The organism is Citrobacter sp. NCU1 (genome assembly GCF_010231475.1).
Lineage (GTDB): Bacteria > Pseudomonadota > Gammaproteobacteria > Enterobacterales > Enterobacteriaceae > Citrobacter_D.
Genome location: NZ_NRDO01000072.1, coordinates 24,052 through 48,234 on the forward strand (window position 1 = coordinate 24,052; position 24,183 = coordinate 48,234).

The window sequence follows — 24,183 nt, forward strand, 5'->3', positions numbered from 1 at the left end:
CCCCAAAAGTTGGACACCCAACGAAGTAATGTGCAGTTTTTTATGAGCAAGTATTCTCTCACTTTTAAGCTTAAGGTCGTCCGGCACTATCTTTCCGGGAAGGAAGGACAAAAAGCGACAGCAAGGCGTTTTGGTGTCGATCACAGCGCCGTTCGTAAGTGGTCTGCTGCCTGGAAGCTTCATGGTGAATCCGGGCTTACAACCCGGCATTTCACTTATTCTCCTGCATTTAAAGAGTCCGTTATCCTGCATATGCGTGAACACCGACTGTCTGTTCGCGAAGTCTGTGCAATATTCGCTATTCCGGCCTTCTCCACGGTTTGTCAGTGGGAACGCCTGTATGATGAAGGAGGATTCGAAGCCCTCACTACCAGCCGACGCAGGAAAAAAATGATGCCCTTTCCCCCTGAAAATGCGCCCGTGAACCCTTTGCAGACGCCCCTCAGTCCTGATGAACGTAAGGAGCTTGAACAACTGCGTGCTGAAGTGGCTTATCTAAAAAAGCTGCAGGCCTTACTCAGGGAAAAAAGCACGCCAGAACGCGGGATAAAGCGCAGGTTGTGAATGAGTTAAGGCTGCAGTTCCCTCTTGCGCACTTGTTAAAAGCGGCAGGACTGGCGAGAAGCACATTCTACTGGCAACTGAGCAGCAGTAAAAAACCGGACAAATATGCCGATGATAAACGCCGTATTTTAACGCTGTTCCACAAACATAAAGGCAGGTATGGATACAGGCGTATCACGCTGGCTTACCGCCGGGATGGACGTTTACTGAATCATAAAACGGTTCAGAGGTTAATGAAGGAACTGGACTTAACAAGCTGTATCAGAAGGAAAAAATATAACTCTTACAGGGGCAGGTACGGGAAAGTTGCAGGTAATGTGCTGAACCGGCGGTTCAGTGCGGATAAGCCAAATCAGAAGTGGGTAACAGATGTCACGGAATTTAATATCAACGGAGAAAAGCTGTATCTGTCCCCGGTACTGGACCTGTATAACGGGGAAATCGTTGCGTATCAGATGGAGCCCCGTCCTCTTCTGTCGATGGTGGATGACATGCTGACGAAGGCGATGTCGGTCCTGGATAAAGGGGAATGCCCGCTGCTTCACTCAGATCAGGGCTGGCAATATCAGATGGCGCACTATCAGAACAGGCTGAAGGAAGCGGGCCTGAAACAGAGCATGTCAAGAAAGGGAAACTGTTACGACAATGCGGTGATGGAGAGCTTCTTTGGCACGCTGAAATCTGAATGTTTTTATCTTACGGAAAACAGGAGTATCAGTGAGTTACGCATTGCCATCGATGAGTATATCCACTATTACAACCATGAAAGAATAAAACAGAAACTAAAAGGCCTGAGTCCGGTAGAGTACCGAACCCAGGCCCAGTTAGCCGCTTAATCTAAACCGTCCAATATTATGGGGTCAGTTCAGATTCGGCGGTTTTTTCGTTTCTGCGTTTTGCTTACATCAGCGGTGCGGCCAACTGCACGATGCTGATCAACGGCTGCGGGTAGACGCCGAGAATTAGCACCAGCAGCGCGGAAATCAGTACCACGATACCCCCCGCGCTGTACTGCCAGTTTGACGGCGCATCACGGTTAAGCTGCTGCGGTGCACTCAGGTAGAGGCTCACGGCAACGCGCAGGTAGTAGTACAAACCAATCGCGGAGCCAATCACCACGCCACCAACCAGCCACCACAGGTTAGCCTGCACACCGACGGCAAGGACGTAGAATTTACCGATAAAGCCCAGCGTCATCGGGATACCCGCCAGAGACAGCATCATCACTGTCAGCACAGCCGCGAGGATCGGACGATGCCAGAACAGACCACGGTAGGAGAACAGTGAATCCGCATCCGGACCACGGTACGGGCTGGACATCAGGCTCACCACGCCGAACGCGCCGAGGCTGCTGAACAGGTAACCGGCCAGGTAAACGCCAACCGCTTCCATCGACATCTCACCGCTCTGCAGGGCAATCAACGCCACCAGCAGATAACCCAGGTGAGAGATAGAAGAGTAACCGAGCAGACGTTTAATGTTGGTCTGGCTCAGCGCCATCAGGTTACCGAAGATGATGGAGGCAAAGGCAATCACGCCCAGCACCACACGTACCGCTTCGCTGTCGCCAACTGGTGCGTACAGGAACAGACGCATCACCACGCCGAAGATAGCGATCTTGCTCGCCGTCGCCAGGAAAGTGGAAACCGGCGCAGGCGCCCCCTGATAAACGTCTGGCGTCCACAGATGGAACGGCACCAGAGAGAGTTTAAAGCCAAGGCCGACAATCATCATGCCAAAGCCCGCCAGCAACAGCGGCTCGTTCAGCATCCCATCGCCGAGGCTCTTACCGAGCGCGACAAACGACAGGTTGCCAGACTGCGCGTACACCAGCGCCATACCAAACAGCAGGAATGAAGACGCTGCGGCAGACAGAATGGTGTATTTGATACTGGCTTCCAGCGAACGTTTCTGACGGAACGCGTAACCCACCAGGCCAAACAGCGGCAGAGAGATGAGTTCAATACCGAGGAACAACGCCGCCAGATGGTTAGCGTTAGCCAGCAAGATCCCGCCAAGGGCGGCAATCAACACCAGCAAGTAAAACTCTTCCCGGTTGTCGTCATAGCCTTCCAGCCACGGGTAGGCAAAGGTACAGGTGGCGAGGCTCGCCAGCAGTACCAACCCAGTGTAGAGCATGGCGAAACCGTCAACCCGCATCAGCGGCGTCACGTCCATCGCGCCTGCCTGGCCAACAAACCAAAGCGAAACCAGAGCAGCGTTAAGCCCAATGACCGACAGCGTGGCATTGAGGAAATGATTGCGTCGCCACGCAATGGAGAGCATCACAACCACCACCGTCAAGCCGACGATCAGCAGCGGTAGCAGCGCAATCAGGTGTTGTGGAGTTATTGTCATGGCGATTTACGGCCTTGTAGTAGTAACGGAATTAACAAACCACTGCTGGATGTTGCTCATCGCAGAATGCGAGGTATCCAGAATCGGCTGCGGATAGAAGCCAAGCAGTACCAGAAGCACAACCAGCAACAGGATGATAAACAGCTCGCGCAGCGACATCCCTGGCAGTTCAACACTGGCAATCTGGCTTTTCGCCTTACCGAAGTAAGCGCGATGCAGCATCGCCAGCGAGTAAACGGAGGCAAACACCAGACCAAAGGTCGAGATCACGGTGATAACCGGAACCACCTGGAAGCTGCCGAACAGAATCATAAATTCGCCGACGAAGTTACCGGTTCCCGGCATACCCAGCGTACAGACCGCGAAGAACATCGACAGTGCAGGCAACCATTTCATTTTGCCCCACAAACCACCCATCATACGCATATCACGGGTGTGCAGACGTTCGTACAACTGCCCACACAGAATGAAGAGGCCCGCAGCGGACAGACCGTGCGCGATCATCTGGATAACCGCCCCCTGGTACGCCAGTTGGTTGCCGGTGTAGATAGCAATTAGCACGAAGCCCATGTGCGAAACAGAGGTGTAAGCAATCAGACGTTTAATGTCGTACTGAGCGAACGCCATCCATGCGCCGTAGAAGATACCGATAACACCCAACCACATAGCGATTGGTGCGAACTCCGCAGACGCGTTCGGGAACAGCGGCAGGGAGAAACGCAGCAGACCGTAGGCCGCGGTTTTCAGCAAAATCCCCGCCAGGTCAACAGAACCTGCGGTCGGTGCCTGGGAGTGTGCGTCCGGCAACCAGCCGTGCAGTGGAACCACCGGCATTTTCACCGCGAAGGCGATGAAGAAGCCCAGCATCAGCAGATATTCCACACCGTGGGACATCGGAGTATTCAGCAGTTCTTCATAGTTGAAGGTCCAGACGCCGGTCGCATTGTAGTGAACAAACACCAGCGACAGGATGGCAATCAACATCACCAGACCACTCGCCTGGGTATAGATGAAGAACTTAGTGGCCGCCGTGATACGCGTTTTACCGTCAGAAGCTTTATGCCCCCACAACGCGATCAGGAAGTACATCGGCACCAGCATCATTTCCCAGAAGAAGAAGAACAGGAACATGTCGATGGCAAGGAACACGCCGATAACGCCGCCGAGGATCCACATCAGGTTCAGGTGGAAGAAGCCCTGGTATTTTTCAATTTCATTCCAGGAACACAATACCGCCAGAACACCCAGCAGACCGGTCAGCACCACCATCAGCAGTGACAGACCATCAATGGCCAGATGGATTGAGATGCCAAAGCGCGGGATCCACGGCAGCACGAACTCAGACTGCCACTGCGGAATGCCAGCGGATTGCGTCAGTGAATAGCCGCCCTGCAACCACAGTTGCAGACCAAGCGCCAGCGTCAGTCCCATGGTTACCAGCGCTATCCAGCGCGGCACCTTCACGCCAAAGCGTTCGGTCTGCCAACACAGGAAGCCACCGATAAAGGGAATCAATATTAGCCAGGGTAGTAACATGGCGATTTTTATTCCTTGTTAAAGTCCCAACAGGACCTGATTTTTACTTCTGATTGTCGGTTTGTTTGCCCGGTAGCGCACTGCGACCCGGGCCTACAGAATGGTAGGTCGGATAAGCGCAGCGCCATCCGCCCCCCACAAAACAATCAAACTCAACGCAATACCATCAACAGTGCCAGCACCACGACCGCACCAATACTCATGGACGCCACATACCAGCGCAGATAACCGTTCTCGCTGAACAGCAGGCCTTTACCTGCAAAGCGAGAAAGGATCGCCGGAATGTTCATCATTGCGTTCAGCGGGTCCCTTTTCAGCAACCAGGCGATACCCATGAACGGCTTCACGAACACCTTGTCGTACAACCAGTCGAAGCCCCAGGCGTTATACCACCAGGTGCCCAGCAGACGACCTGGGGCACTGTTGGCAATCGAGGTCACCAGAGTGCGTTTACCCAGCCACAGCCAGGCTGCCATCAGAATGCCCACAATCGCCACAACGCCAGAGGTAATTTCCAGGGTCATCACGCGGCCGTGCTCAAGCTCGGTTGTTGCCGGCAGTACACCCTGCAGTGGCGGCACAATCAGCGCGCCAACGAAGGTGGACAGGATCATCAGCACAATCAGCGGCAGATGATGGGTAATCCCCTTCCCTGCGTGAGCGTGAATTTGCTCTTTACCGTGGAACACGATGAAAATCATACGGAAGGTATACAGAGAGGTCATGAAAGCACCGACCAGACCTGCAACCATCAGATTGATATGACCATTCGCCATCGCACCGGCCAGAATCTCATCCTTACTGAAGAAGCCCGCAGTGATCAGCGGCAGAGCTGACAACGCCGCGCCACCGACCAGGAAGCAGAGATAAACCAGCGGAATGGATTTACGCAGGCCGCCCATCTTGAAGATGTTCTGTTCGTGATGGCAGGCCAGAATCACCGAACCGGATGCCAGGAACAGCAACGCTTTAAAGAAGGCGTGCGTCATCAGGTGGAAAATCGCCGCATCCCATGCCTGAACGCCCAGCGCCAGGAACATGTAGCCAATCTGGCTCATGGTGGAGTAAGCGAGTACACGTTTGATGTCGGTTTGCACCAGCGCGGCGAAACCGGCCAGCACCAGCGTAATCGCACCAACGATACCCACCAGATGCAGAATTTCCGGGGTCATCAGGAACAGGCCGTGAGTACGGGCAATCAGATAGACACCGGCGGTGACCATTGTCGCAGCGTGGATCAGCGCGGAGACAGGCGTTGGGCCCGCCATCGCGTCTGCCAGCCATGTCTGCAACGGCAACTGCGCAGATTTACCGACCGCGCCACCCAACAGCATCAGCGTCGCCCAGGTCAGCATGTTATTGCCTGCGGCGAAGTGCGCTGGCGCCAGTTCCACCATTTCGCGGAAGTTCAGGGTGCCCAGTTCGTTGTACAGAATGAACAGCGCAAAGGCGAGGAAGACGTCACCCACACGGGTTACGACAAACGCTTTCATCGCAGCAGCGCCATTCTTCGGATCGGTGTAGTAGAAACCGATCAGCAGATAGGAGCACAGGCCCACGCCTTCCCAACCGAGGTACATCAACAGCAGGTTGTCGGCCAGCACCAGGACAACCATGCTCGCGATAAACAGGTTGGTGTAAGCAAAGAAGCGAGAGTAGCCCTCTTCACCGCGCATATACCAGGACGCAAACATGTGGATCAGGAAGCCCACGCCGGTGACCACCGACAGCATGGTCAGGGAGAGACCATCCAGTACCAGGTTAACACCAATGTTGAAGTTACCGACCGACATCCAGGTCCACAGCGGGACGCTAAACGCTTGCTGACCGTTCGCGAAGAAGTCCATGCCGACCAACGCTGTCACCAGCGCCGCCAGACCAATGGAACCCACGCCCACGGTAGCGGAGAGGTTTTCCGACCAGCGACCGCGAGAGAACGCCAGTAGTACAAAGCCAATCAATGGCAGAATAATGGTTAAGGCAAGCATGTTCATCCACGCATCTCACTTACTGAATCGATGTTCAGGTTCTGGCGACGGCGATGCAGTTGCAGTAACAGCGCAAGTCCGATACTCGCTTCAGCAGCCGCAAGGCTGATGGCGAGGATATACATCACCTGACCATCGGTCTGGCCCCAGTAGCTACCGGCGACCACAAAGGCCAGCGCGGAAGCGTTAATCATGATTTCCAGACCGATCAGCATAAACAGCAGATTGCGGCGGATAACCAGACCGGTTAAGCCCAGAACGAATAAAATCGCAGCGAGGATCAGTCCATGTTGTAAGGGGATCATGCGTGCTCCTCCGTTTTTCTTTTCGCACGGTCTTCAGTGCGGTTGCTCAGCACTTCGCCTGCACGTTCTTCACGACCGACGTGGAAGGCTACAACCAGACCCGCCAGCAGCAGCATGGAAGCCAGTTCAACGGCCAGAACGTAAGGTCCGAACAGAGAGATGCCGACAGCTTTCGCGCTAACTGGCGTACCGTCGATACCCTGGTCATTAACACCCAGAATGGCGTACACAATAACCACCAGCATGATGGCCGACAGAATCGCCGGGCCAATCCATACCTGGGGTTTCAGCCATTGACGTTCCTGTTCGATTTCCGAACCGCCCAGGTTGAGCATCATCACCACGAACACGAACAGCACCATGATGGCGCCTGCGTAGACGATAATTTCCAGCGCACCCGCGAAGTAAGCCCCCAGCGAGAAAAACACCCCAGAAATCGCCAGCAGCGAAATAATCAGATACAGCAACGCATGCACCGGATTGGTGTGGGTGATCACTCGCAAGGTGGCGAGAATGGCTACCAGCCCACAGATATAAAAAGCGAACTCCATTGCCCCTCTCCTTACGGTAACAGGCTCTTGACGTCGATAGGCTTGGCTTCGTTCTCTGCTTCGCCCTTATCTTTGCCGTCGATTGCCATACCTGCCATCCGGTAGAAGCTATATTCCGGGTATTTACCCGGACCGGAGATCAGCAGATCCTCTTTCTCGTAAACCAGATCCTGGCGCTTGTACTCACCCAGTTCGAAATCTGGCGTGAGCTGAATTGCCGTTGTCGGACAGGCTTCTTCACACAGTCCACAAAAAATGCAGCGTGAGAAGTTAATGCGGAAAAACTCCGGATACCAACGACCATCTTTGGTCTCTGCTTTTTGCAGAGAGATACAGCCTACCGGGCAGGCTACCGCACACAAGTTACAGGCAACACAGCGTTCTTCACCGTCCGGGTCGCGCGTCAGTACGATACGGCCACGGAAACGGGGTGGTAGATAGACCGGTTCTTCCGGGTACATCTGCGTTTCGCGTTTGGCGAACGCATGCAGGCCGATCATCCAGATACTGCGTACCTGGGTGCCGAAGCCTACTAACAATTCTTTTAAGGTCATGGTCTTTTCGCCCCTTATTGCGCCTGCCAGAGAATGACAGCCGCCGTTACCAGCAAGTTGACAAGCGTCAGCGGCAGGCAGATCTTCCAGCCGAAGGACATCACCTGGTCATAACGAGGACGAGGTAATGACGCGCGAATCAAAATGAACATCATCATGAAGAATGCGGTTTTCAGCGCAAACCAGACGAATGGCGGTAAGAACGGGCCATGCCAGCCACCGAAGAACAGGGTTACCATCAGCGCAGAAATGGTGACGATACCGATGTACTCCCCCACGAAGAACAAACCGAACTTCATACCGGAATATTCAATGTGGTAACCATCTGCCAGTTCCTGCTCGGCTTCCGGTTGGTCAAATGGGTGACGGTGACACACCGCCACGCCCGCGATGGCGAAGGTGATAAAACCAAAGAACTGCGGGATAACGTTCCAGATATCAGCCTGGTTATTGACGATGTCGGTCATGTTAAATGAACCGGCTTGCGCCACCACGCCCATCAGGGAAAGTCCCAGGAACACTTCATAACTCAGGGTCTGCGCAGAGGCACGCATCGCACCCAGCAGCGAGTATTTGTTGTTACTCGACCAACCGGCAAACAGCACCGCGTAGACCGCCAGACCCGCCATCATCAGGAAGAACAGAATCCCGATGTTCAGATCCGCAACCACCCAACCCGGGCTTACTGGCACAATAGCAAAGGCCAGCAGCAGCGAGGTAAAAGCGATCATTGGCGCCAGCGTAAAGATGACGCGATCCGAGAATTTCGGGATCCAGTCTTCTTTAAAGAACATTTTGATCATGTCCGCGACCAGCTGGAGCGAACCGCCCCAGCCAACACGGTTTGGTCCATAACGGTTCTGGAACAGACCCAGCAGGCGACGTTCACCAAAGCTCATGAATGCTCCGCAGGTGACCACCACCAACAGGATCACCACCGCTTTGAGAATGCTCAGCAGGATCTCAATCAGATCCGGTGTAATCCAACTCATTGTTGTGCCTCCTGCAGATCCTCAAGACGCGCGCCCGCCAGCACCGGCGCAATGCCAGGCATACCCATCGGCAAACCAACCTGCCCTGCCGTCAAACCTTCAGCAATTTCAACCGGCAGCGTGACCGTGTTGCCATCATAACTAAAGGAGACACGCGTACCGGCATTCACGCCCAACTTCGCGGCATCGGCCGGGTTGAGTTTGATGTACGGCTGCGGCATACGGCTCTGGAAGACCGGAGAACGCTGTGACATCTCGTCGCTACCAAACAGATGGTAGTACGGCGCGATACGCCATTTACCCTCTTCTGCCTGGAAACCTGCCGGAACGGTCGTGAAGTACTCCAGACCGCCCTCAGACGCTTCGATCAGGCGAACGCCCGGATCGCCATGACGCAGTTTTCCGCCCACTTCAGCCTGGAATTTGTTCCATGCTTGCGGGGAGTTCCAACCTGGGGCCCAGGCAAATGGAATCTGCGAACGTGGTGCGCCCGGCTGGTTGTTCCCTTCCATCGAGAAGGCAAACATGGTGTCTTTGTCCTGCGGCTGACGCGGTTCGTGAACGCTAATGTTGGCACGCATCGCGGTACGACCGCTGTAACGGTGCGGCTCACGCGCCAGTTTCTGACCATTCACGCGGAACGTCGCGTCCGGCGCGGCATCTTTGATCCCCGCCAGTTGCGGCAGTGCGGCAATCGCGGCGTCGATGACGTGGTCAAGTTGCGTCCAGTCGACTTCACGGTTACGTACAGTACTGTGCAGCGAGTGCAGCCAGCGCCAGCTTTCCAGCATCACGGTATTGGCTTCGTAATACGCCGGGTCATACACCTGGAAGAAACGCTGTGCGCGGCCTTCGTTGTTGATAACCGTACCGTCGCTTTCAGCAAAGCTTGCTGCGGAGAGCACCAGGTGGGCACTGTCCATAATCGCTGTACGCTGATGATCAATCACCATCACCAACGGTGCTTTCGCCAGCGCAGCGTTAACGCGAATGGCCGAAGCATGGCGATGCAGATCGTTTTCCAGCACCACGACGGCGTCAGCACGACCGGTTTCCAGTTCGGTTAACGCATCGTCAAGCGTTCCACCGCCAATCATACCGAGGCCCATGCTGTTCACGGAACGGGCAATCATGGTGATACCAACGTCAGCGCCACGGCCTTTCAGTGCTTTTGCCACGTTGGCAGCCGCCTGAATCACTTCCGCGCTACCGGCATTGGTGCCGGAGATAATCAACGGTTTTTTCGCTCCGGCCAGTGCCTGAACGATCACATCAATTTTGTTTTGCAGTGAACGGTCTATTCCTTCCACCGCCGGTGCGCTGTTATCAAGCGCATGCGCAATAGCAAAACCTAAGCGAGCCTGATCTTCGACTGGCGCACGGTACGTCCACGCCGCAATATCATCCAGACGGGTGTTATCGACGTTAGTCACGAACAACGGATGCTTCGCACGTTGACCAATGTTAAGGATTGCCGCAATCTGCCAGTCAGCCACTTTCTGTGCTGCGGCCATTTCGCGAGCTTTCCCCTTCACTGCCTGACGCACAGCCAGCGCAACGCGTGCCCCGGTCTGCGTGATGTCTTCACCCAGCACCAGCACGGCGTCGTAAGATTCGATATCACGTAATGCAGGGGTATGAATGCCACCTTCCTGCAGCACTTTCAGCGCCAGTTGCAGACGTTCCTGCTCACCCTGGGCGATACCGGTGTAGAAGTTTTCCGCCCCTACCAGTTCACGCAGCGCGAAGTTGCTCTCTACGCTTGCGCGTGGAGAACCAATACCAATCACTTTCTTCGACTGACGCAGAATATCCGCAGCACCCTGCATCGCCTGCTCGGCGTTCAGCGAGATCAGATCATCACCACGGCGTTGAACCGGCTGACGTGGACGGTCTTTCAGGTTGACGTAACCATAGCCAAAACGACCACGGTCGCAGAGGAAGTAGTGGTTAACGGTGCCGTTATAGCGGTTTTCGATACGACGCAGTTCGCCGTAACGCTCACCCGGGCTGGTGTTACAGCCAATGGAACACTGTTGGCAGATGCTTGGCGCAAACTGCATGTCCCATTTACGGTTATAACGCTCGGAGTGCGTTTTATCGGTGAATACGCCGGTCGGGCAAATTTCGACCAGGTTGCCGGAGAATTCGCTTTCAAGCGTACCGTCTTCCGGGCGACCGAAATAGACGTTGTCGTGTGCGCCATAAACGCCCAGGTCGCCGCCATCAGCGTAATCTTTGTAGTAACGCACGCAGCGGTAGCAAGCGATGCAGCGGTTCATTTCGTGGGAGATGAACGGCCCTAAATCCTGATTGCGGTGAGTACGTTTGGTGAAACGATAGCGACGGAAGTTATGGCCAGTCATCACGGTCATATCCTGAAGATGGCAGTTACCGCCCTCTTCACACACCGGGCAGTCGTGCGGGTGGTTAGTCATCAACCACTCGACCACGCTTTCACGGAACTGTTTCGCTTCTTCGTCATCAATAGAGATAAAGGTGCCTTCGGTAGCCGGTGTCATACAAGACATCACCAGGCGACCACGCGTGTCTTCCGCGTTTTGATATTGCTTCACCGCACACTGGCGGCAAGCACCGACGCTTCCCAGCGCCGGATGCCAGCAAAAGTACGGAATATCAAGGCCGAGGGACAGACATGCCTGTAACAGGTTGTCTGAGCCATTGACCTCATATTCTTTGCCGTCTACATGAATCGTAGCCATAGTCAGCATGCTTCCAGTTGGCTCAGTCTAGACTGAGCATTAATCGAAATTCTTTTTCCGCTTTATCCTTCAAGCTGCCTCTGCGTTGGCTTCCCTCGTTCACCCCAGTCACTTACTTCAGTAAGCTCAGGGGATTCTCTCGGTCGCCGCCTTGACGCATCTTGAATGATTTCGCGTAAGACGTTTACCAGCGCTCTTTCAGCAGGTTCGGCTGAATACCACCAATCGAGTGGGTATTACTGAACGGTTGCTTGATGCCGGCTTCGAATTCTTCGCGGAAATATTTAATGGCGCTCTGCAAAGGTTCAACCGCACCTGGCGCGTGCGCACAGAAGGTTTTCCCCGGGCCGAGGAAACGACACAGTTGTTCAAGTGTCTCGATATCCCCCGGCTGGCCTTCGCCACGCTCCAGCGCACGCAGAATTTTTACGCTCCACGGCAGACCGTCGCGGCACGGCGTACACCAGCCACACGATTCACGGGCAAAGAACTCTTCCAGGTTACGCACCAGAGGCACCATCCCGATCTCATGGTCAACCGCCATCGCCAGCGCGGTTCCCAAACGGCTGCCCGCTTTCCCGATGCTTTCGAACTCCATCGGCAGGTCAAGGTGCGCTTCGGTCAGGAAATCGGTACCTGCGCCGCCTGGCTGCCAGGCTTTGAACTTCAGACCATCGCGCATACCGCCGGCGTAATCTTCGAGGATCTCACGCGCGGTGGTGCCAAACGGTAACTCCCACAGACCCGGATTCTTCACGCGACCGGAGAAGCCCATCAGCTTGGTGCCCGCATCTTTGCTCTTCGAAATGTTCTGATACCACTCGACGCCGTTATCGAGGATTGCCGGGACGTTACACAACGTTTCGACGTTGTTGACGCAGGTCGGTTTGCCCCATGCGCCAGAGCTTGCCGGGAACGGCGGCTTGGAGCGTGGGTTAGCGCGACGACCTTCGAGGGAGTTGATAAGCGCAGTTTCTTCACCGCAGATATAACGCCCTGCCCCGGTATGGACAAACAGCTCGAAGTCGAAGCCGGTGCCCATGATGTTTTTGCCAAGCCAACCCGCCTCGGTCGCTTCGGCAATGGCGCGGCGCAGATTCACTGCCGCTTCAATGTATTCACCGCGCAGGAAGATGTAACCCCGGTACGCTTTCAGCGCAAACGCAGAGATCAACATACCTTCCACCAGCAGGTGCGGCAGTTGTTCCATCAGCAGACGGTCTTTATAGGTACCCGGCTCCATTTCATCGGCGTTACACAGCAGGTAACGGATGTTCATGGATTCGTCTTTCGGCATCAGGCTCCACTTCAAACCCGTGGAAAAGCCTGCGCCGCCGCGCCCTTTCAGGCCAGCGTCTTTAACCTGGTTGACAATCTCATCCGGAGAGAGACCGCTCAGCGCTTTACGCGCCCCTTCATAACCGTTTTTGGCACGGTATTCGTCCAGCCATACCGGCTGGTTGTCATCGCGCAGACGCCAGGTCAGCGGATGCGTTTCGGGAGTACGGATAATGTTTTTCATTTATACCGCTCCAGTAATTCAGGAATGCCTTCCGGGGTCAGGTGAGCATGCGTATCGTCATCGATCATCATGTTCGGCCCTTTGTCACAGTTCCCCAGACAGCAGGTCGGCAGTAGCGTAAAGCGGCCGTCAAAGGTCGTCTGTCCCGGCTTGATATTGAGCTTTTTCTCAAGCGCAGCCTGAATCCCCTGGTAGCCGTTGATATGGCACACCACGCTGTCGCAATAGCGGATCACATGGCGACCAACCGGCTGGCGGAAGATCTGGCTGTAGAACGTTGCAACGCCTTCGACGTCGCTGGCCGGAATACCCAGTACGTCAGCGATCGCATAGATCGCGCCATCCGGCACCCAGCCACGCTGCTTCTGAACGATTTTCAGCGCTTCAATGGACGCCGCACGCGGGTCTTCGTAGTGGTGCTTCTCGTGCTCAATGGCTTCACGCTCTGCCGCACTCAGCTCAAAAGCCTCGGTTTGTGGTTGTTGATTCTCGTGCATAATTAGCGGTCCACATCTGACATAACAAAATCGATACTACCCAGATGGACGATCAGGTCGGACACCAGGCTGCCGCGAACCGCGACCGGGATCTGCTGCAGGTGCGCATAGCTCGGGGTACGGATACGCGTACGGTAGCTCATGGTGCTGCCATCGCTGGTCAGGTAGTAACTGTTAATACCCTTGGTCGCTTCCACCATCTGGAAGGACTCGTTCGCCGGCATCACCGGTCCCCACGACACTTGCAGGAAGTGAGTGATCAGGGTTTCGATATGTTGTAGCGTGCGCTCTTTCGGCGGCGGCGTCGTCAGCGGGTGATCCGCTTTGAACGGGCCTTCCGGCATGTTATTGAGGCACTGCTCAAGGATGCGCAGACTCTGACGCAACTCTTCTACTTTCAACATGACGCGGGTGTAGCAGTCGGAAACACCGCCGCCAACCGGTACTTCAAAGTCGAAGTTTTCGTAGCCAGAGTACGGACGTGATTTACGCACGTCGAAGTCAATCCCGGTCGCGCGCAACGCGGCCCCCGTACAGCCCCAGTCCAGCGCTTCTTTCTTACCGTAAGCGGCAACGCCCTGTGAACGGCCTTTCAGGATGGTGTTACGCAGCGCGGCTTTCTCATAGGAATCCAGACGCTTCGGCATCCAGTCGAGGAAGTCACGCAGCAGTTTGTCCCAACCGCGCGGCAGGTCGTGGGCAACACCGCCGATACGGAACCAGGCCGGGTGCATACGGTAACCGGTGATCGCTTCTACCACGTCGTAGATTTTCTGACGGTCGGTAAAGGCAAAGAACACAGGGGTCATTGCGCCGACGTCCTGAATAAACGTCGAGATGTACAGCAGGTGACTGTTGATGCGGAACAGCTCGGAAAGCATCACGCGGATTACGTTGACGCGATCCGGCACGGTGATACCCGCCAGTTTTTCAACGGCCAGCACGTAGGGCATTTCGTTGACACAGCCGCCGAGATACTCGATTCGGTCAGTGTACGGAATGTAACTGTGCCAGGACTGACGTTCGCCCATCTTCTCGGCGCCACGATGGTGGTAACCGATATCCGGTACGCAGTCTACGATCTCTTCGCCGTCAAGCTGAAGCACAATACGGAATGCACCGTGGGAAGACGGGTGGTTCGGACCGAGGTTGAGGAACATGAAGTCCTCGTTATCGGTACCGCGAGTCATTCCCCAATCTTCTGGCTTAAAGGTCAGCGCTTCCATTTCCAGATCCTGCTTGGCTTTGGTCAGCTCAAACGGGTCGAATTCGGTCGCACGCGCTGGGTAGTCTTTACGCAGCGGATGGCCCTGCCAGGTATGCGGCATCAGCAGTCGCGTCAGGTGCGGGTGGCCTTCGATATCAATACCAAACATTTCCCAGGTTTCACGCTCATACCAGTTAGCGTTAGGGAACAGTTTGGTGAAGGTCGGCACACGCAGGTCGTTTTCAGACAACGCCACCTTGAGCATGATGTCGCGATTGCGTTCAATGGAAATCAGGTGATAGAAAACGGAAAAATCCGCGGCGGGTAACCCGTCACGGTGTGTACGCAGACGCTCGTCCATGCCGTGTAAGTCAAACAGCATGACGTAGGGTTTTGGCAATCTCTTTAAGAAATCGCCAACTTCCAGCAATTGTTCTCGTTTAACCCAAACAACGGGTACTCCGGTGCGGGTCGCCTGAACGGTAAAGGCATCCGGCCCAAAACGGTTGCGCAGCTCGCCAATGACCGGGTCATCCAGATGGTCCCGGGTTTGCCATGCGGCTTCTTGCGCGGTTAAGTCGGTCATATTGTTCACCATTGCAAATGGTCCGTGGTGGTCGGCAGGGCTTCGCGCTATTTATGTAGTGATGAGCGAAGTGAAGTACAGCTGCCGACAGGCGCAAATTAAATCTCGTCTGGTGTACGAAGATTCGTTACTGCAATGCGTTCGCCGCGTTTACGCTCGCGCTCTGACTGCATATTGGCGCGATAAACGCCCTGATCGCCAACCACCCATGAGAGCGGACGACGTTCTTTGCCAATCGAATCCTGCAGCAGCATCAGCGCCTGCATGTACGCTTCCGGGCGCGGCGGGCATCCCGGGATGTACACATCCACCGGGATAAACTTATCTACACCCTGAACCACCGAGTAAATATCATACATACCGCCAGAGTTGGCACATGCGCCCATGGAGATAACCCACTTTGGCTCCAGCATCTGGTCATAAAGACGCTGAATGACCGGCGCCATTTTGGTGAAGCAGGTTCCCGCAACCACCATCAGGTCAGCCTGGCGCGGCGAAGCACGCAGTACTTCCGCACCAAAGCGCGCCACGTCATGCACGGCGGTGAACGAGGTCACCATCTCTACGTAGCAGCAGGAAAGGCCGAAGTTGTACGGCCAAATTGAGTTCTTACGGCCCCAGTTAACCATGTCATGCAGTTTGCCCATGAACACGTTTTTGTTAACTTCTTGCTCCAGGGGGTCGGTTACGATCTCCTGTTTTTGCAGGGGGTAACGGTCATTCTCACCGTTAGGATCTATGCGGGTGAGCGTATAATCCATCTTAATGCCTCGCGGTTAGCGTTGACGATTAGCGATACTGTTCGTTTCCGGGTTCATACGCTCGCGGCGTGAACGCGCGGGCGTCCAGTCCAGCGCGCCAATACGCACCAGATAAACCAGACCTGCCAGTAACACAAAAATAAAAATTGCAGCTTCCACAAAGCCAATCCAACCGCTTTCGCGGATAGAAGTTGACCATGCGAACAGATACAGCGCTTCAACGTCGAAGATAACGAAGAACATGGCTACCAGATAAAACTTGGCAGACAGGCGTAAGCGGGCGGAGCCAACTGAGTCAATACCTGATTCAAACGGAACGTTTTTCGACCTCGCGCGCGCGCGACCGCCTAAAAACCAACCGCCGACGAGCATCAGGCAGCACAGTCCAATGGCAACAATAAGAAAGATAGCGAATGCCCAGTGATGAGCGATGATTTCAGTGGATGTTGACATACTCATTGCTTACTCATCAAAAGTAGCGCCAAATTCTCTGCTCTTTTCGGCAGATGAACGCCACATCGATTCATGGGGAGGAATAAAAAAAACCCTACAATAACTGTAGAAAATGATTAAACAGCTAATTGATGTGGTTTTTTACTCCTTTCTATAACCTTTTGTCAACTTTAACAAAAGTTACCTCACATTAATTTACATCAAAACAACAAAGTTAACATTTAATGCCCTTATGACTGGCTTCGATCGCATCGTCAGTCGGCTTTAACTTTGTTGAATCGTGTCCGTTGTGAGGTTAAAGAGATAATGCGCCTCTATTTTGACAGGATTTCGTGCAGATGCCTCCCCCTAAATAGGAGTATTTTCTTGATCTGTGACACGCTTTTGTTAATCCACCCTAAAAAACAGCAACAATTTCTCTAGTTTTTTAACATTGGCAGAAACTCAAGCCTCAGATGTGCGTTTTATGCGCAATACTGAAAATTAATCTTTACTCACTGATTTAATAAAACTTTTTCTCACCCGTAAATACCATTTCACGCACTTTGTACAAAAAAAGAACCGCTGAGTGATTTTTCATCATCAGCGGTTCTTTTTTACACTTACATTTAATCACGTTTTTGGCTGGCGCGTTACCCGAAGTCACCTTCAACCATCAGAGAATCATCTCCCCCTTCCGGGGTAAATTGCGAGTACTGCCAGGGATTCTGATAGCTGTCCATCGCCTGGTAGATAATCTGCGCGAGTTCGTTCTGACTGGCCGGATCTCGACACAGCAAATATTCTGTGTCAGGTAACGGCGGCAGTCCATCTACAGCGCTCAACACGCGTAGATCCGGGCTCATCATCTCGACTGGACGCGCGGTTATCCCTAATCCAGCCTTCACCGCCGCGCGGACTGCCGGTAGCGTCGACGCAACATACGCCAGACGCCACGGGATGTTCGCCGCATTTAATGTTGCCAGCACGATGTCACGAAACGGACTGGGATCATCCAGCAACACTAACGGAATCGGCTCGCCTTTTTGCAGCACATACTCTGCGGCACAATACCAGTGAGTGGGCGATGTGCGCAGGTTAAGGCAGTCGAAAGCGCCAGGTCGATTGGTGGTCACAATCAGATCCACTTCCTGCGACTTCAGCATATCGACCATAAAAGCGTTACGCTTCACCCTGACGTCAAGTGCAAGTTTCGGATAAACCGAACTGATGCGATTGAGTAAAAAAGGCAGTATCGTATCGGCTGATTCATCGGAAGCGCCGATTGTTAATACCCCCTGAAGATTACTGAACATTAATGATGAACAGGCTTCATCATTAAAACGCAGAATTTTTCGGGCATATCCCAGAAGTTGGATACCGTGTTCAGTCAAAAGCTTGTTACGACCATGTCGGGCGAACAATTCCTTTCCTACGAGCTGCTCAAGGCGTTGCATTTGCTGACTTACCGCAGACTGAGTACGGCATACAGCCGCAGCCGCAGCCGCGAAGGTGTTCAGATCCGCAACAGCAACAAACGTTCTCAGCAGATCGAGGTCGAGATTAATGATCGGACGATTTGCATTTATCATAATTTTTCACTTACTGGCGGCTCATACTGAGCTGAGCGGGCTAATGCTGTGTATTCGGAAACAAACAATTCCATTTGTAATGTCCCTCCCTGGCAGTATCACTCTGATGTCACTGAGCAAAGTAAGAGTGAATATCACGTCGCTGACAACATGACTTCCCTCTCCGATATACACTTAAATATATATCGTTAAAAAGCGTCTTATCTATTAGATGCTCGTGCTTTCTTACTAATGGTAAACGTGTAAGCATGGTAAATGTTAGAATAGTCAACGCACTCCCGCAGTACACAAAAAAAGCAAGTTGCGCAATGAGTTAGTTATAAAAACATCCCCTGTCTAATAGCAGATATCATAACCTTAGAGCCATTTTTCATGGTCATCTTACCCTAAATCCGCATTATTTATAAGTCTTAATGCGATTAATCTGATGCAAAGTTATGTTATGCTGATCAAAGTATTCTTTATTATTAATGCCTTCAGTAAATGCTTTTTAAATATTAAATAATAATTAATTAATAAACACAGTATTCATTAATTCTACTTAACAATAGATTCACACCCTTAAGTTCACCGAACACATTTATAACAGCCACCTGCGGCAAGCTTTCAGTATTTACGAAATATGTCCCTGCAGGAGGTCCTGATAGAACACTGGTCGATACAAAAATAGATTATTTTTTAACAACACAAAACACCCACAAATGCACCAATGAATAGGATTATATCATACCAAACACACAGACAAACGAACATACAACCAATAAATTAGCATCGATAAAGTCATTAACCGCACATTCACGCCCCCAAAACTGACAAAATCTTCTACTGCAGACCCTTCAAAACTCACCGTCGTGGGAGTACATTGTTCCGTGCTGACTTCCACGGCAGGGAGTGGCGATAACAGCTAAAAGGTTAAGGTTCATGTCCCCTATTGAAAAATCCAGCAAATTAGATAACGTCTGTTACGACATCCGCGGCCCGGTTCTGAAAGAAGCAAAACGTCTGGAAGAAGAAGGCAATAAAGTTCTGAAACTGAACATTGGCAATCCAGCGCCTTTTGGATTTGAAGCGCCCGATGAGATTCTGGTTGATGTCATCCGTAATTTGCCAACGGCGCAAGGATATTGCGACTCAAAAGGTCTGTACTCTGCCCGTAAAGCGATTATGCAGCATTACCAGGCTCGTGGAATACGCGATGTCACCGTAGAAGATATCTATATTGGTAACGGCGTATCTGAGCTTATCGTTCAGGCAATGCAAGCGTTGCTGAATAGCGGAGATGAAATGCTGGTGCCAGCGCCGGATTATCCGTTGTGGACGGCCGCCGTTTCGCTTTCAAGTGGCAAAGCAGTACACTACCTTTGTGATGAGTCTTCTGACTGGTTCCCGGATCTTGATGATATTCGCGCCAAAATTACTCCGCGCACCCGTGGTATTGTCATCATCAACCCCAACAACCCCACTGGCGCTGTGTATTCCAAAGAGCTGCTGATGGAAATTGTTGAGATTGCTCGCCAGCATAATCTCATCATTTTTGCCGACGAAATTTACGACAAAATTCTCTACGATGACGCCGAACATCATTCCATCGCTGCACTGGCGCCGGATCTGCTGACGATCACCTTTAACGGCTTGTCTAAAACCTATCGTGTGGCTGGATTCCGCCAGGGCTGGATGGTTCTGAACGGGCCGAAGAAACACGCGAAGGGGTATATCGAAGGCCTGGAGATGCTGGCGTCAATGCGTCTGTGTGCAAACGTACCAGCGCAGCACGCGATTCAAACGGCATTAGGCGGATACCAGAGCATTAGCGAATTTATCATGCCTGGCGGCCGACTTTACGAACAGCGTAACCGTGCATGGGAATTGATTAATGATATTCCCGGTGTTTCCTGCGTGAAACCGCGTGGCGCACTGTATATGTTCCCCAAAATTGATGCAAAACGCTTTAATATTCATGACGATCAGAAGATGGTGCTCGATTTCCTGTTACAGGAAAAAGTGCTACTGGTTCAGGGTAGCGCGTTCAACTGGCCATGGCCGGACCACTTCCGCATCGTGACGCTGCCACGTATTGACGACATTGAGATGTCGCTCAGTAAGTTTGAGCGTTTCCTGTCAGGTTATCACCAGGCTTAAGGCCACCGTCTGAAATTGGCTGCCGGTATTTGCATCCGGCAGCTTTCTCTGCGCAAAATAACCTCCAGGTTGTCATGATGAAAAGGTCACTATGAAGCAGAGCCATTTTTTTGCCCACCTCTCCCGCCTCAAACTCATTAACCGCTGGCCGCTGATGCGTAATGTACGCACCGAAAACGTCTCCGAACACAGCCTGCAGGTTGCCATGGTCGCTCATGCGCTGGCAGCGATTAAAAATCGTAAATTTGCAGGTCAGGTCAATGCGGAACGTATTGCTCTGTTAGCAATGTATCACGATGCCTCTGAAGTCCTGACGGGCGATCTGCCTACTCCGGTCAAATACTTTAATTCACAGATTGCGCAGGAATACAAAGCCATTGAGAAGATCGCTCAGCAGAAACTGGTCGATATGGTGCCTGAGGAACTACGCGATATTTTCGCGCCGCTGATTGATGAGCAAACCTACAGCGAAGAAGAAAAATCGATTGTTAAACAGGCCGATGCGCTGTGCGCTTATCTGAAGTGTCTGGAAGAGTTGTCAGCGGGCAACAATGAATTTTTACTGGCAAAAGCGCGTCTGGAAAAAACACTGGAATCGCGCCGTAGCGAAGAAATGGACTATTTTATGGAAGTCTTCGTGCCAAGCTTCCACTTATCTCTGGATGAGATTAGCCAGGACTCCCCTTTGTAAGCGTTGCCGGAGGACGGCGTAAACGTCTTAACCGGCCTATGAGACAGTTCTCATTTCAGGCCGGATAAGCGGCTAACGCCATCCGGCAACGCGACACAAAATCAGAACGGAAACAGCATCGGTATCATGACCACACATACCACCATCACGATGACGGTGAACGGCACACCCAGTTTCACAAAGTCACTGAAGCTGTAGTTCCCCGGTCCCAGAACCAGCGTATTGACTGGCGACGATACCGGCGTCATGAAGGCCGCTGATGCCGCCATCGCGATCACCATGGCAAAAGGATACGGCGAAACGCCCATCGACTTCGCCGCCGCCAGCGCAATGGGTGCCATCAGCACGGCCGTCGCCGTATTAGAAATAAATAATCCAATGCTGGCACACATCACAAACAGGCAGGCCAACATCATATACGGACCGTAACCACCTCCAACGTCCATCAATCCTTTCACCACCAGATCGACACCGCCGGTTTTTTGCAGCGCCAGCGCAAAAGGCATCATGCCGACAATCAGAATGATGCTCGGCCAGTGAATGGCTTTATAGGCGCTTTCTGCGTCAATGCAGCGGAATTTACCCATCAACAGACAGGCGATAATGGCGGCGACGGGGTTAGGGATTTCATCTGTCAGCATCAGGGCTACCATCAGCACCAGACAAAAAATCGCGTGCGGCGCCTGGCTGTGTGCGGGTGAAGCCTCACTGACCTCCTCCGGCATGTTGAGAACCACAAAATCGCGCCCCTGCTGCGCCAGCAGGCTTATCTGTTTCCAGTTTCCCACCACCAGAATAATATCGCCCATCAGCAACGGTTCATCGACAACCGCCCCTTCCATCGCAACGCCATCACGTTTCAGCCCCACAACATTCAGGCCGTGACGTGTACGAAAGGCCATTTCTCGTACTGATTTGCCAATTAACTCTGATTCAGGGATCAACGAAATTTCTGCCATCCCGACATCCAGCGCCTGATCGGAAAAATACTCCCCACGCAGCACCATCGGCTCCAGCAATTGTTCGCTGCAAAACTGGCGGAGATCCACCTCAGCAGCCGACATATCGATCAGTAACACGTCGCGGGCGCGAAATTCTGAGACACCATTAACATTGACAATCACTCGACGAAAACGCCGCCAGCGCTCCACGCCAATGACGTTTGCGCCGTAACGCTCGCGCAATTTCAGATCGTCCAGACGCTGCCCCACCAGCGGAGAACCCGGGCGAATAGCAAGGCGGCGGGCGCGTCCTGCCAGGCGATACTCTTTGATTAAATCGCGGAAGGTACGCCGCTTCCACCCCTCACGTTGCTGCCCCGGCGTATCGCCTTTGAGCATGAAACGCATCAGCAGCATATAGATGATCCCAAGAACCAAGACCACCAGGCCAATCGGCGTCACGCTAAAGAAGTTAAAGCCGCGTAGCCCTTCGCGCAGCAATTCGCTGTTGACCACCAGGTTGGGGGGGGTAGCAACCAGCGTCATCATCCCACTAATAAGCCCGGCAAAACTGAGCGGCATCATCAAACGCGAAGACGACGTCTGCATACGCATTGACACGCTTAATACCACGGGAATGAAGATAGCAACGACACCCGTTGAGCTCATAAACGCGCCCAGACCGGCCACGGTGATCATCAGCAGCACCAGCATTTTGACTTCACTGCTACCGGCCATTTTTACCAGCCAGGTTCCCATGACGGTTGCCACGCCAGTGCGCACCAAACCATCACCGATAATAAATAGCGCGGCGATCAGGATAACGTTAGGGTCGCTAAAACCAGAAAACGCCTCTGTGATGCTCAGCGTTCCACTCAGAATAAAAGCCACGATGACCAGCAAAGCAACCGCGTCCATACGCACTTTGCCCGTCGCAAACAGAATAACGGCGATTGCCAGTAAGGAGAGAACCCATATCAATTCACCGTTCACAACATATCCTTGTGTAATGAGGGGTATCGACTGATTCTGCCATAAAAAAGCCCCGATTGGGCGGGGCTAAATCATGATCAGGTATGTCTGAGAACCACGACATTTCCGTTGGGTTGTTTGGTCACGGAAATCTGTTCAAGACTCTTCAGGGAAAAATCAACATCATCAAGACATGAAGCCGTTTCCGGCGCATTCACCGCTATAACATGACATCCCGCGGCAAGGCCGGAAAGGATCCCGGCCGGCGCATCTTCAACCACGGTACATTCATGCGGCGAAAGTCCGAGCAACTGTGCGCCCAGCAGGTACGCATCAGGTTCCGGTTTGCCTCTTTTGACCCGCTCGGCCGTGACAAAGACTTCCGGGACAGGAAGTCCCGCCGCCTTATGACGAGCACGCGCGACCGGCATGGAGCCTGACGTGACAATCGCCCAAGGGATCCCGGCTTTGTTGAGGTGATTCAGCAATGCAACCGCGCCAGGCAGAGCGACGATTCCGGCGGTATCGGTGGCCTCTATTTGTTCCAGACGTGAGAACTCGGCCGCAATCTCCGATTCAGGCTTGCCCACCATAAAGTGTCTTAGTGAGGTTATCGCCTGTTTGCCGTGTATAAAGCCCAGCACCTCGTCATGATTGAGCCCAAAACGATCGGCCCAGTTGCACCACGCTCGCTCTACGGCGGGTAATGAGTCGACCAGCGTTCCATCCAGATCAAACAGAAAACCTTTACACTGCACACTGACCCCCTCAGGCATTAATGATTTGATTAATTTCATTCGCGCTCAGGTGATACTGACGAGGGCAAGAATGCCAGACATTCAGCATGCGTTGATACTTCTCCCACATCGGCGTCTGAGCATTAAAACCATGGGTGCCCGCATCAAAATGAGTATAGCGCCCTTCCACATTCACCATAAAACGAACATAGCCGAGGTAACGTGCTTCCGTGGCCGCGTCAAAACCCAGGAACGTCACGCGACGTTCATCAATCGATTGCGCGTCTTTCAGGTTAGTCCAGGAAACGTGTAACGCGTGGTACATTTCCATAATATCGATCACCGTGCGGCAGGTTTCTTCGGTCAACTCGCCAAACTCACGATCCAGCTCACGCATCTGCAAACCATAACCACGTTCAATAATCGTCTGTATACGGCGATAGCGTTCAGCATTGCTCGGGTCGAGCATGGTCATCATTTTGTACTGGTTAGACAAAATAAGACGTTGAGCGTTAGTCATTTCCATTTTGGGACT

Annotated in this window: 20 protein-coding genes; 3 read left to right on the forward strand and 17 right to left on the reverse strand. The window is 53.0% G+C overall.

Annotated elements, in window-relative coordinates:
• Nucleotides 1–42: 42 nt before the first annotated feature.
• A protein-coding gene (locus CJP72_RS20005) for an IS3 family transposase (protein WP_162383073.1) occupies nt 43–1,400 on the forward strand; the annotation gives its coding sequence in 2 pieces (ribosomal slippage) (nt 43–505 and nt 505–1,400; 1,359 coding nt in all).
• A gap of 64 nt (nt 1,401–1,464) precedes the next feature.
• Here CJP72_RS20005 and nuoN read toward each other — a convergent pair.
• The 14 genes from nuoN to lrhA form a co-directional block, all read right to left on the reverse strand.
• Entirely contained in the window at nt 1,465–2,922 is a 1,458-nt protein-coding gene (nuoN, locus tag CJP72_RS20010) for an NADH-quinone oxidoreductase subunit NuoN (RefSeq protein ID WP_162383074.1), read from the reverse strand.
• A gap of 6 nt (nt 2,923–2,928) precedes the next feature.
• Nucleotides 2,929–4,458: an NADH-quinone oxidoreductase subunit M gene (gene nuoM, locus CJP72_RS20015; protein WP_162383075.1), complete on the reverse strand. Its 1,530-nt coding sequence runs from the start codon at nt 4,456–4,458 to the stop codon at nt 2,929–2,931.
• A 152-nt stretch (nt 4,459–4,610) separates the two neighbouring features.
• Entirely contained in the window at nt 4,611–6,452 is a 1,842-nt protein-coding gene (gene nuoL, locus CJP72_RS20020; RefSeq protein ID WP_162383076.1) for an NADH-quinone oxidoreductase subunit L, read from the reverse strand.
• Nucleotides 6,449–6,751 (reverse strand): NADH-quinone oxidoreductase subunit NuoK, encoded by a 303-nt coding sequence (gene nuoK / locus CJP72_RS20025; protein WP_000612644.1) that lies wholly within the window; start codon nt 6,749–6,751, stop codon nt 6,449–6,451. Before nuoK ends, nuoL begins: the two co-directional genes overlap by 4 nt.
• Nucleotides 6,748–7,302 carry an NADH-quinone oxidoreductase subunit J gene (gene nuoJ, locus CJP72_RS20030; RefSeq protein WP_162383077.1) on the reverse strand — a complete coding sequence of 185 codons (555 nt, stop codon included), beginning with the start codon at nt 7,300–7,302 and terminating at the stop codon, nt 6,748–6,750. The genes nuoK and nuoJ overlap by 4 nt, the downstream gene beginning before the upstream one ends.
• A gap of 11 nt (nt 7,303–7,313) precedes the next feature.
• A complete protein-coding gene (gene nuoI / locus CJP72_RS20035) occupies nt 7,314–7,856 on the reverse strand; it encodes an NADH-quinone oxidoreductase subunit NuoI (protein WP_162383078.1) in 543 nt (180 codons plus the stop codon).
• A 14-nt stretch (nt 7,857–7,870) separates the two neighbouring features.
• A complete protein-coding gene (nuoH, locus tag CJP72_RS20040) occupies nt 7,871–8,848 on the reverse strand; it encodes an NADH-quinone oxidoreductase subunit NuoH (protein ID WP_162383079.1) in 978 nt (325 codons plus the stop codon).
• On the reverse strand, nt 8,845–11,571 hold the full coding sequence (nuoG, locus tag CJP72_RS20045) for an NADH-quinone oxidoreductase subunit NuoG (RefSeq protein ID WP_162383080.1): 2,727 nt from the start codon (nt 11,569–11,571) through the stop codon (nt 8,845–8,847). The genes nuoH and nuoG overlap by 4 nt, the downstream gene beginning before the upstream one ends.
• A 184-nt stretch (nt 11,572–11,755) precedes the next feature.
• On the reverse strand, nt 11,756–13,093 hold the full coding sequence (gene nuoF, locus CJP72_RS20050) for an NADH-quinone oxidoreductase subunit NuoF (RefSeq protein ID WP_162383081.1): 1,338 nt from the start codon (nt 13,091–13,093) through the stop codon (nt 11,756–11,758).
• On the reverse strand, nt 13,090–13,590 hold the full coding sequence (nuoE, locus tag CJP72_RS20055; protein ID WP_006683660.1) for an NADH-quinone oxidoreductase subunit NuoE: 501 nt from the start codon (nt 13,588–13,590) through the stop codon (nt 13,090–13,092). The genes nuoF and nuoE overlap by 4 nt, the downstream gene beginning before the upstream one ends.
• Nucleotides 13,591–13,592: 2 nt before the next feature.
• Entirely contained in the window at nt 13,593–15,395 is a 1,803-nt protein-coding gene (gene nuoC / locus CJP72_RS20060) for an NADH-quinone oxidoreductase subunit C/D (protein WP_162383082.1), read from the reverse strand.
• 86 nt (nt 15,396–15,481) lie between these two features.
• A complete protein-coding gene (gene nuoB / locus CJP72_RS20065) occupies nt 15,482–16,144 on the reverse strand; it encodes an NADH-quinone oxidoreductase subunit NuoB (RefSeq protein ID WP_003028075.1) in 663 nt (220 codons plus the stop codon).
• Between the two features lie 15 nt (nt 16,145–16,159).
• Nucleotides 16,160–16,603, reverse strand: a complete 444-nt coding sequence (gene nuoA / locus CJP72_RS20070) for an NADH-quinone oxidoreductase subunit NuoA (protein WP_162383083.1) — start codon at nt 16,601–16,603, stop codon at nt 16,160–16,162.
• Nucleotides 16,604–17,229: 626 nt separating this feature from the next.
• A complete protein-coding gene (gene lrhA, locus CJP72_RS20075) occupies nt 17,230–18,168 on the reverse strand; it encodes a transcriptional regulator LrhA (protein WP_162383084.1) in 939 nt (312 codons plus the stop codon).
• A 921-nt stretch (nt 18,169–19,089) separates the two neighbouring features.
• On the opposite strand from lrhA, the gene alaA reads away from it, so the two are divergent.
• Nucleotides 19,090–20,307: an alanine transaminase AlaA gene (alaA, locus tag CJP72_RS20080; protein ID WP_162383085.1), complete on the forward strand. Its 1,218-nt coding sequence runs from the start codon at nt 19,090–19,092 to the stop codon at nt 20,305–20,307.
• A gap of 91 nt (nt 20,308–20,398) precedes the next feature.
• On the forward strand, nt 20,399–20,998 hold the full coding sequence (gene yfbR / locus CJP72_RS20085) for a 5'-deoxynucleotidase (RefSeq protein ID WP_162383086.1): 600 nt from the start codon (nt 20,399–20,401) through the stop codon (nt 20,996–20,998).
• A gap of 101 nt (nt 20,999–21,099) precedes the next feature.
• Here the strand turns inward: yfbR and CJP72_RS20090 are convergent, their stop codons facing one another.
• The 3 genes from CJP72_RS20090 to CJP72_RS20100 all read right to left on the reverse strand — a co-directional run bounded on the left by CJP72_RS20090 (nt 21,100) and on the right by CJP72_RS20100 (nt 24,174).
• Nucleotides 21,100–22,932, reverse strand: a complete 1,833-nt coding sequence (locus CJP72_RS20090; RefSeq protein WP_162383087.1) for an SLC13 family permease — start codon at nt 22,930–22,932, stop codon at nt 21,100–21,102.
• 77 nt (nt 22,933–23,009) lie between these two features.
• Nucleotides 23,010–23,708: a sugar phosphatase gene (locus tag CJP72_RS20095; RefSeq protein WP_193568807.1), complete on the reverse strand. Its 699-nt coding sequence runs from the start codon at nt 23,706–23,708 to the stop codon at nt 23,010–23,012.
• Nucleotides 23,680–24,174, reverse strand: coding sequence for a YfbU family protein (locus tag CJP72_RS20100; protein WP_162383089.1), 495 nt, complete (start codon nt 24,172–24,174; stop codon nt 23,680–23,682). Before CJP72_RS20100 ends, CJP72_RS20095 begins: the two co-directional genes overlap by 29 nt.
• Between the last annotated feature and the right edge of the window lie 9 nt (nt 24,175–24,183).

What these genes read in the sequence shown, in the direction of transcription:
- CJP72_RS20095 (WP_193568807.1), bottom strand. Translation starts at nt 23,708, where the DNA reads ATGAAATTAATCAAATCATTAATGCCTGAGGGGGTCAGTGTGCAGTGT.
- nuoC (WP_162383082.1), bottom strand. Translation starts at nt 15,395, where the DNA reads ATGGTGAACAATATGACCGACTTAACCGCGCAAGAAGCCGCATGGCAA.
- nuoK (WP_000612644.1), bottom strand. Translation starts at nt 6,751, where the DNA reads ATGATCCCCTTACAACATGGACTGATCCTCGCTGCGATTTTATTCGTT.
- nuoM (WP_162383075.1), bottom strand. Translation starts at nt 4,458, where the DNA reads ATGTTACTACCCTGGCTAATATTGATTCCCTTTATCGGTGGCTTCCTG.
- nuoF (WP_162383081.1), bottom strand. Translation starts at nt 13,093, where the DNA reads ATGAAAAACATTATCCGTACTCCCGAAACGCATCCGCTGACCTGGCGT.
- nuoN (WP_162383074.1), bottom strand. Translation starts at nt 2,922, where the DNA reads ATGACAATAACTCCACAACACCTGATTGCGCTGCTACCGCTGCTGATC.
- nuoH (WP_162383079.1), bottom strand. Translation starts at nt 8,848, where the DNA reads ATGAGTTGGATTACACCGGATCTGATTGAGATCCTGCTGAGCATTCTC.
- nuoG (WP_162383080.1), bottom strand. Translation starts at nt 11,571, where the DNA reads ATGGCTACGATTCATGTAGACGGCAAAGAATATGAGGTCAATGGCTCA.
- nuoJ (WP_162383077.1), bottom strand. Translation starts at nt 7,302, where the DNA reads ATGGAGTTCGCTTTTTATATCTGTGGGCTGGTAGCCATTCTCGCCACC.
- CJP72_RS20100 (WP_162383089.1), bottom strand. Translation starts at nt 24,174, where the DNA reads ATGGAAATGACTAACGCTCAACGTCTTATTTTGTCTAACCAGTACAAA.
- alaA (WP_162383085.1), top strand. Translation starts at nt 19,090, where the DNA reads ATGTCCCCTATTGAAAAATCCAGCAAATTAGATAACGTCTGTTACGAC.
- nuoE (WP_006683660.1), bottom strand. Translation starts at nt 13,590, where the DNA reads ATGCACGAGAATCAACAACCACAAACCGAGGCTTTTGAGCTGAGTGCG.
- nuoB (WP_003028075.1), bottom strand. Translation starts at nt 16,144, where the DNA reads ATGGATTATACGCTCACCCGCATAGATCCTAACGGTGAGAATGACCGT.
- nuoI (WP_162383078.1), bottom strand. Translation starts at nt 7,856, where the DNA reads ATGACCTTAAAAGAATTGTTAGTAGGCTTCGGCACCCAGGTACGCAGT.
- yfbR (WP_162383086.1), top strand. Translation starts at nt 20,399, where the DNA reads ATGAAGCAGAGCCATTTTTTTGCCCACCTCTCCCGCCTCAAACTCATT.
- nuoL (WP_162383076.1), bottom strand. Translation starts at nt 6,452, where the DNA reads ATGAACATGCTTGCCTTAACCATTATTCTGCCATTGATTGGCTTTGTA.
- nuoA (WP_162383083.1), bottom strand. Translation starts at nt 16,603, where the DNA reads ATGAGTATGTCAACATCCACTGAAATCATCGCTCATCACTGGGCATTC.
- lrhA (WP_162383084.1), bottom strand. Translation starts at nt 18,168, where the DNA reads ATGATAAATGCAAATCGTCCGATCATTAATCTCGACCTCGATCTGCTG.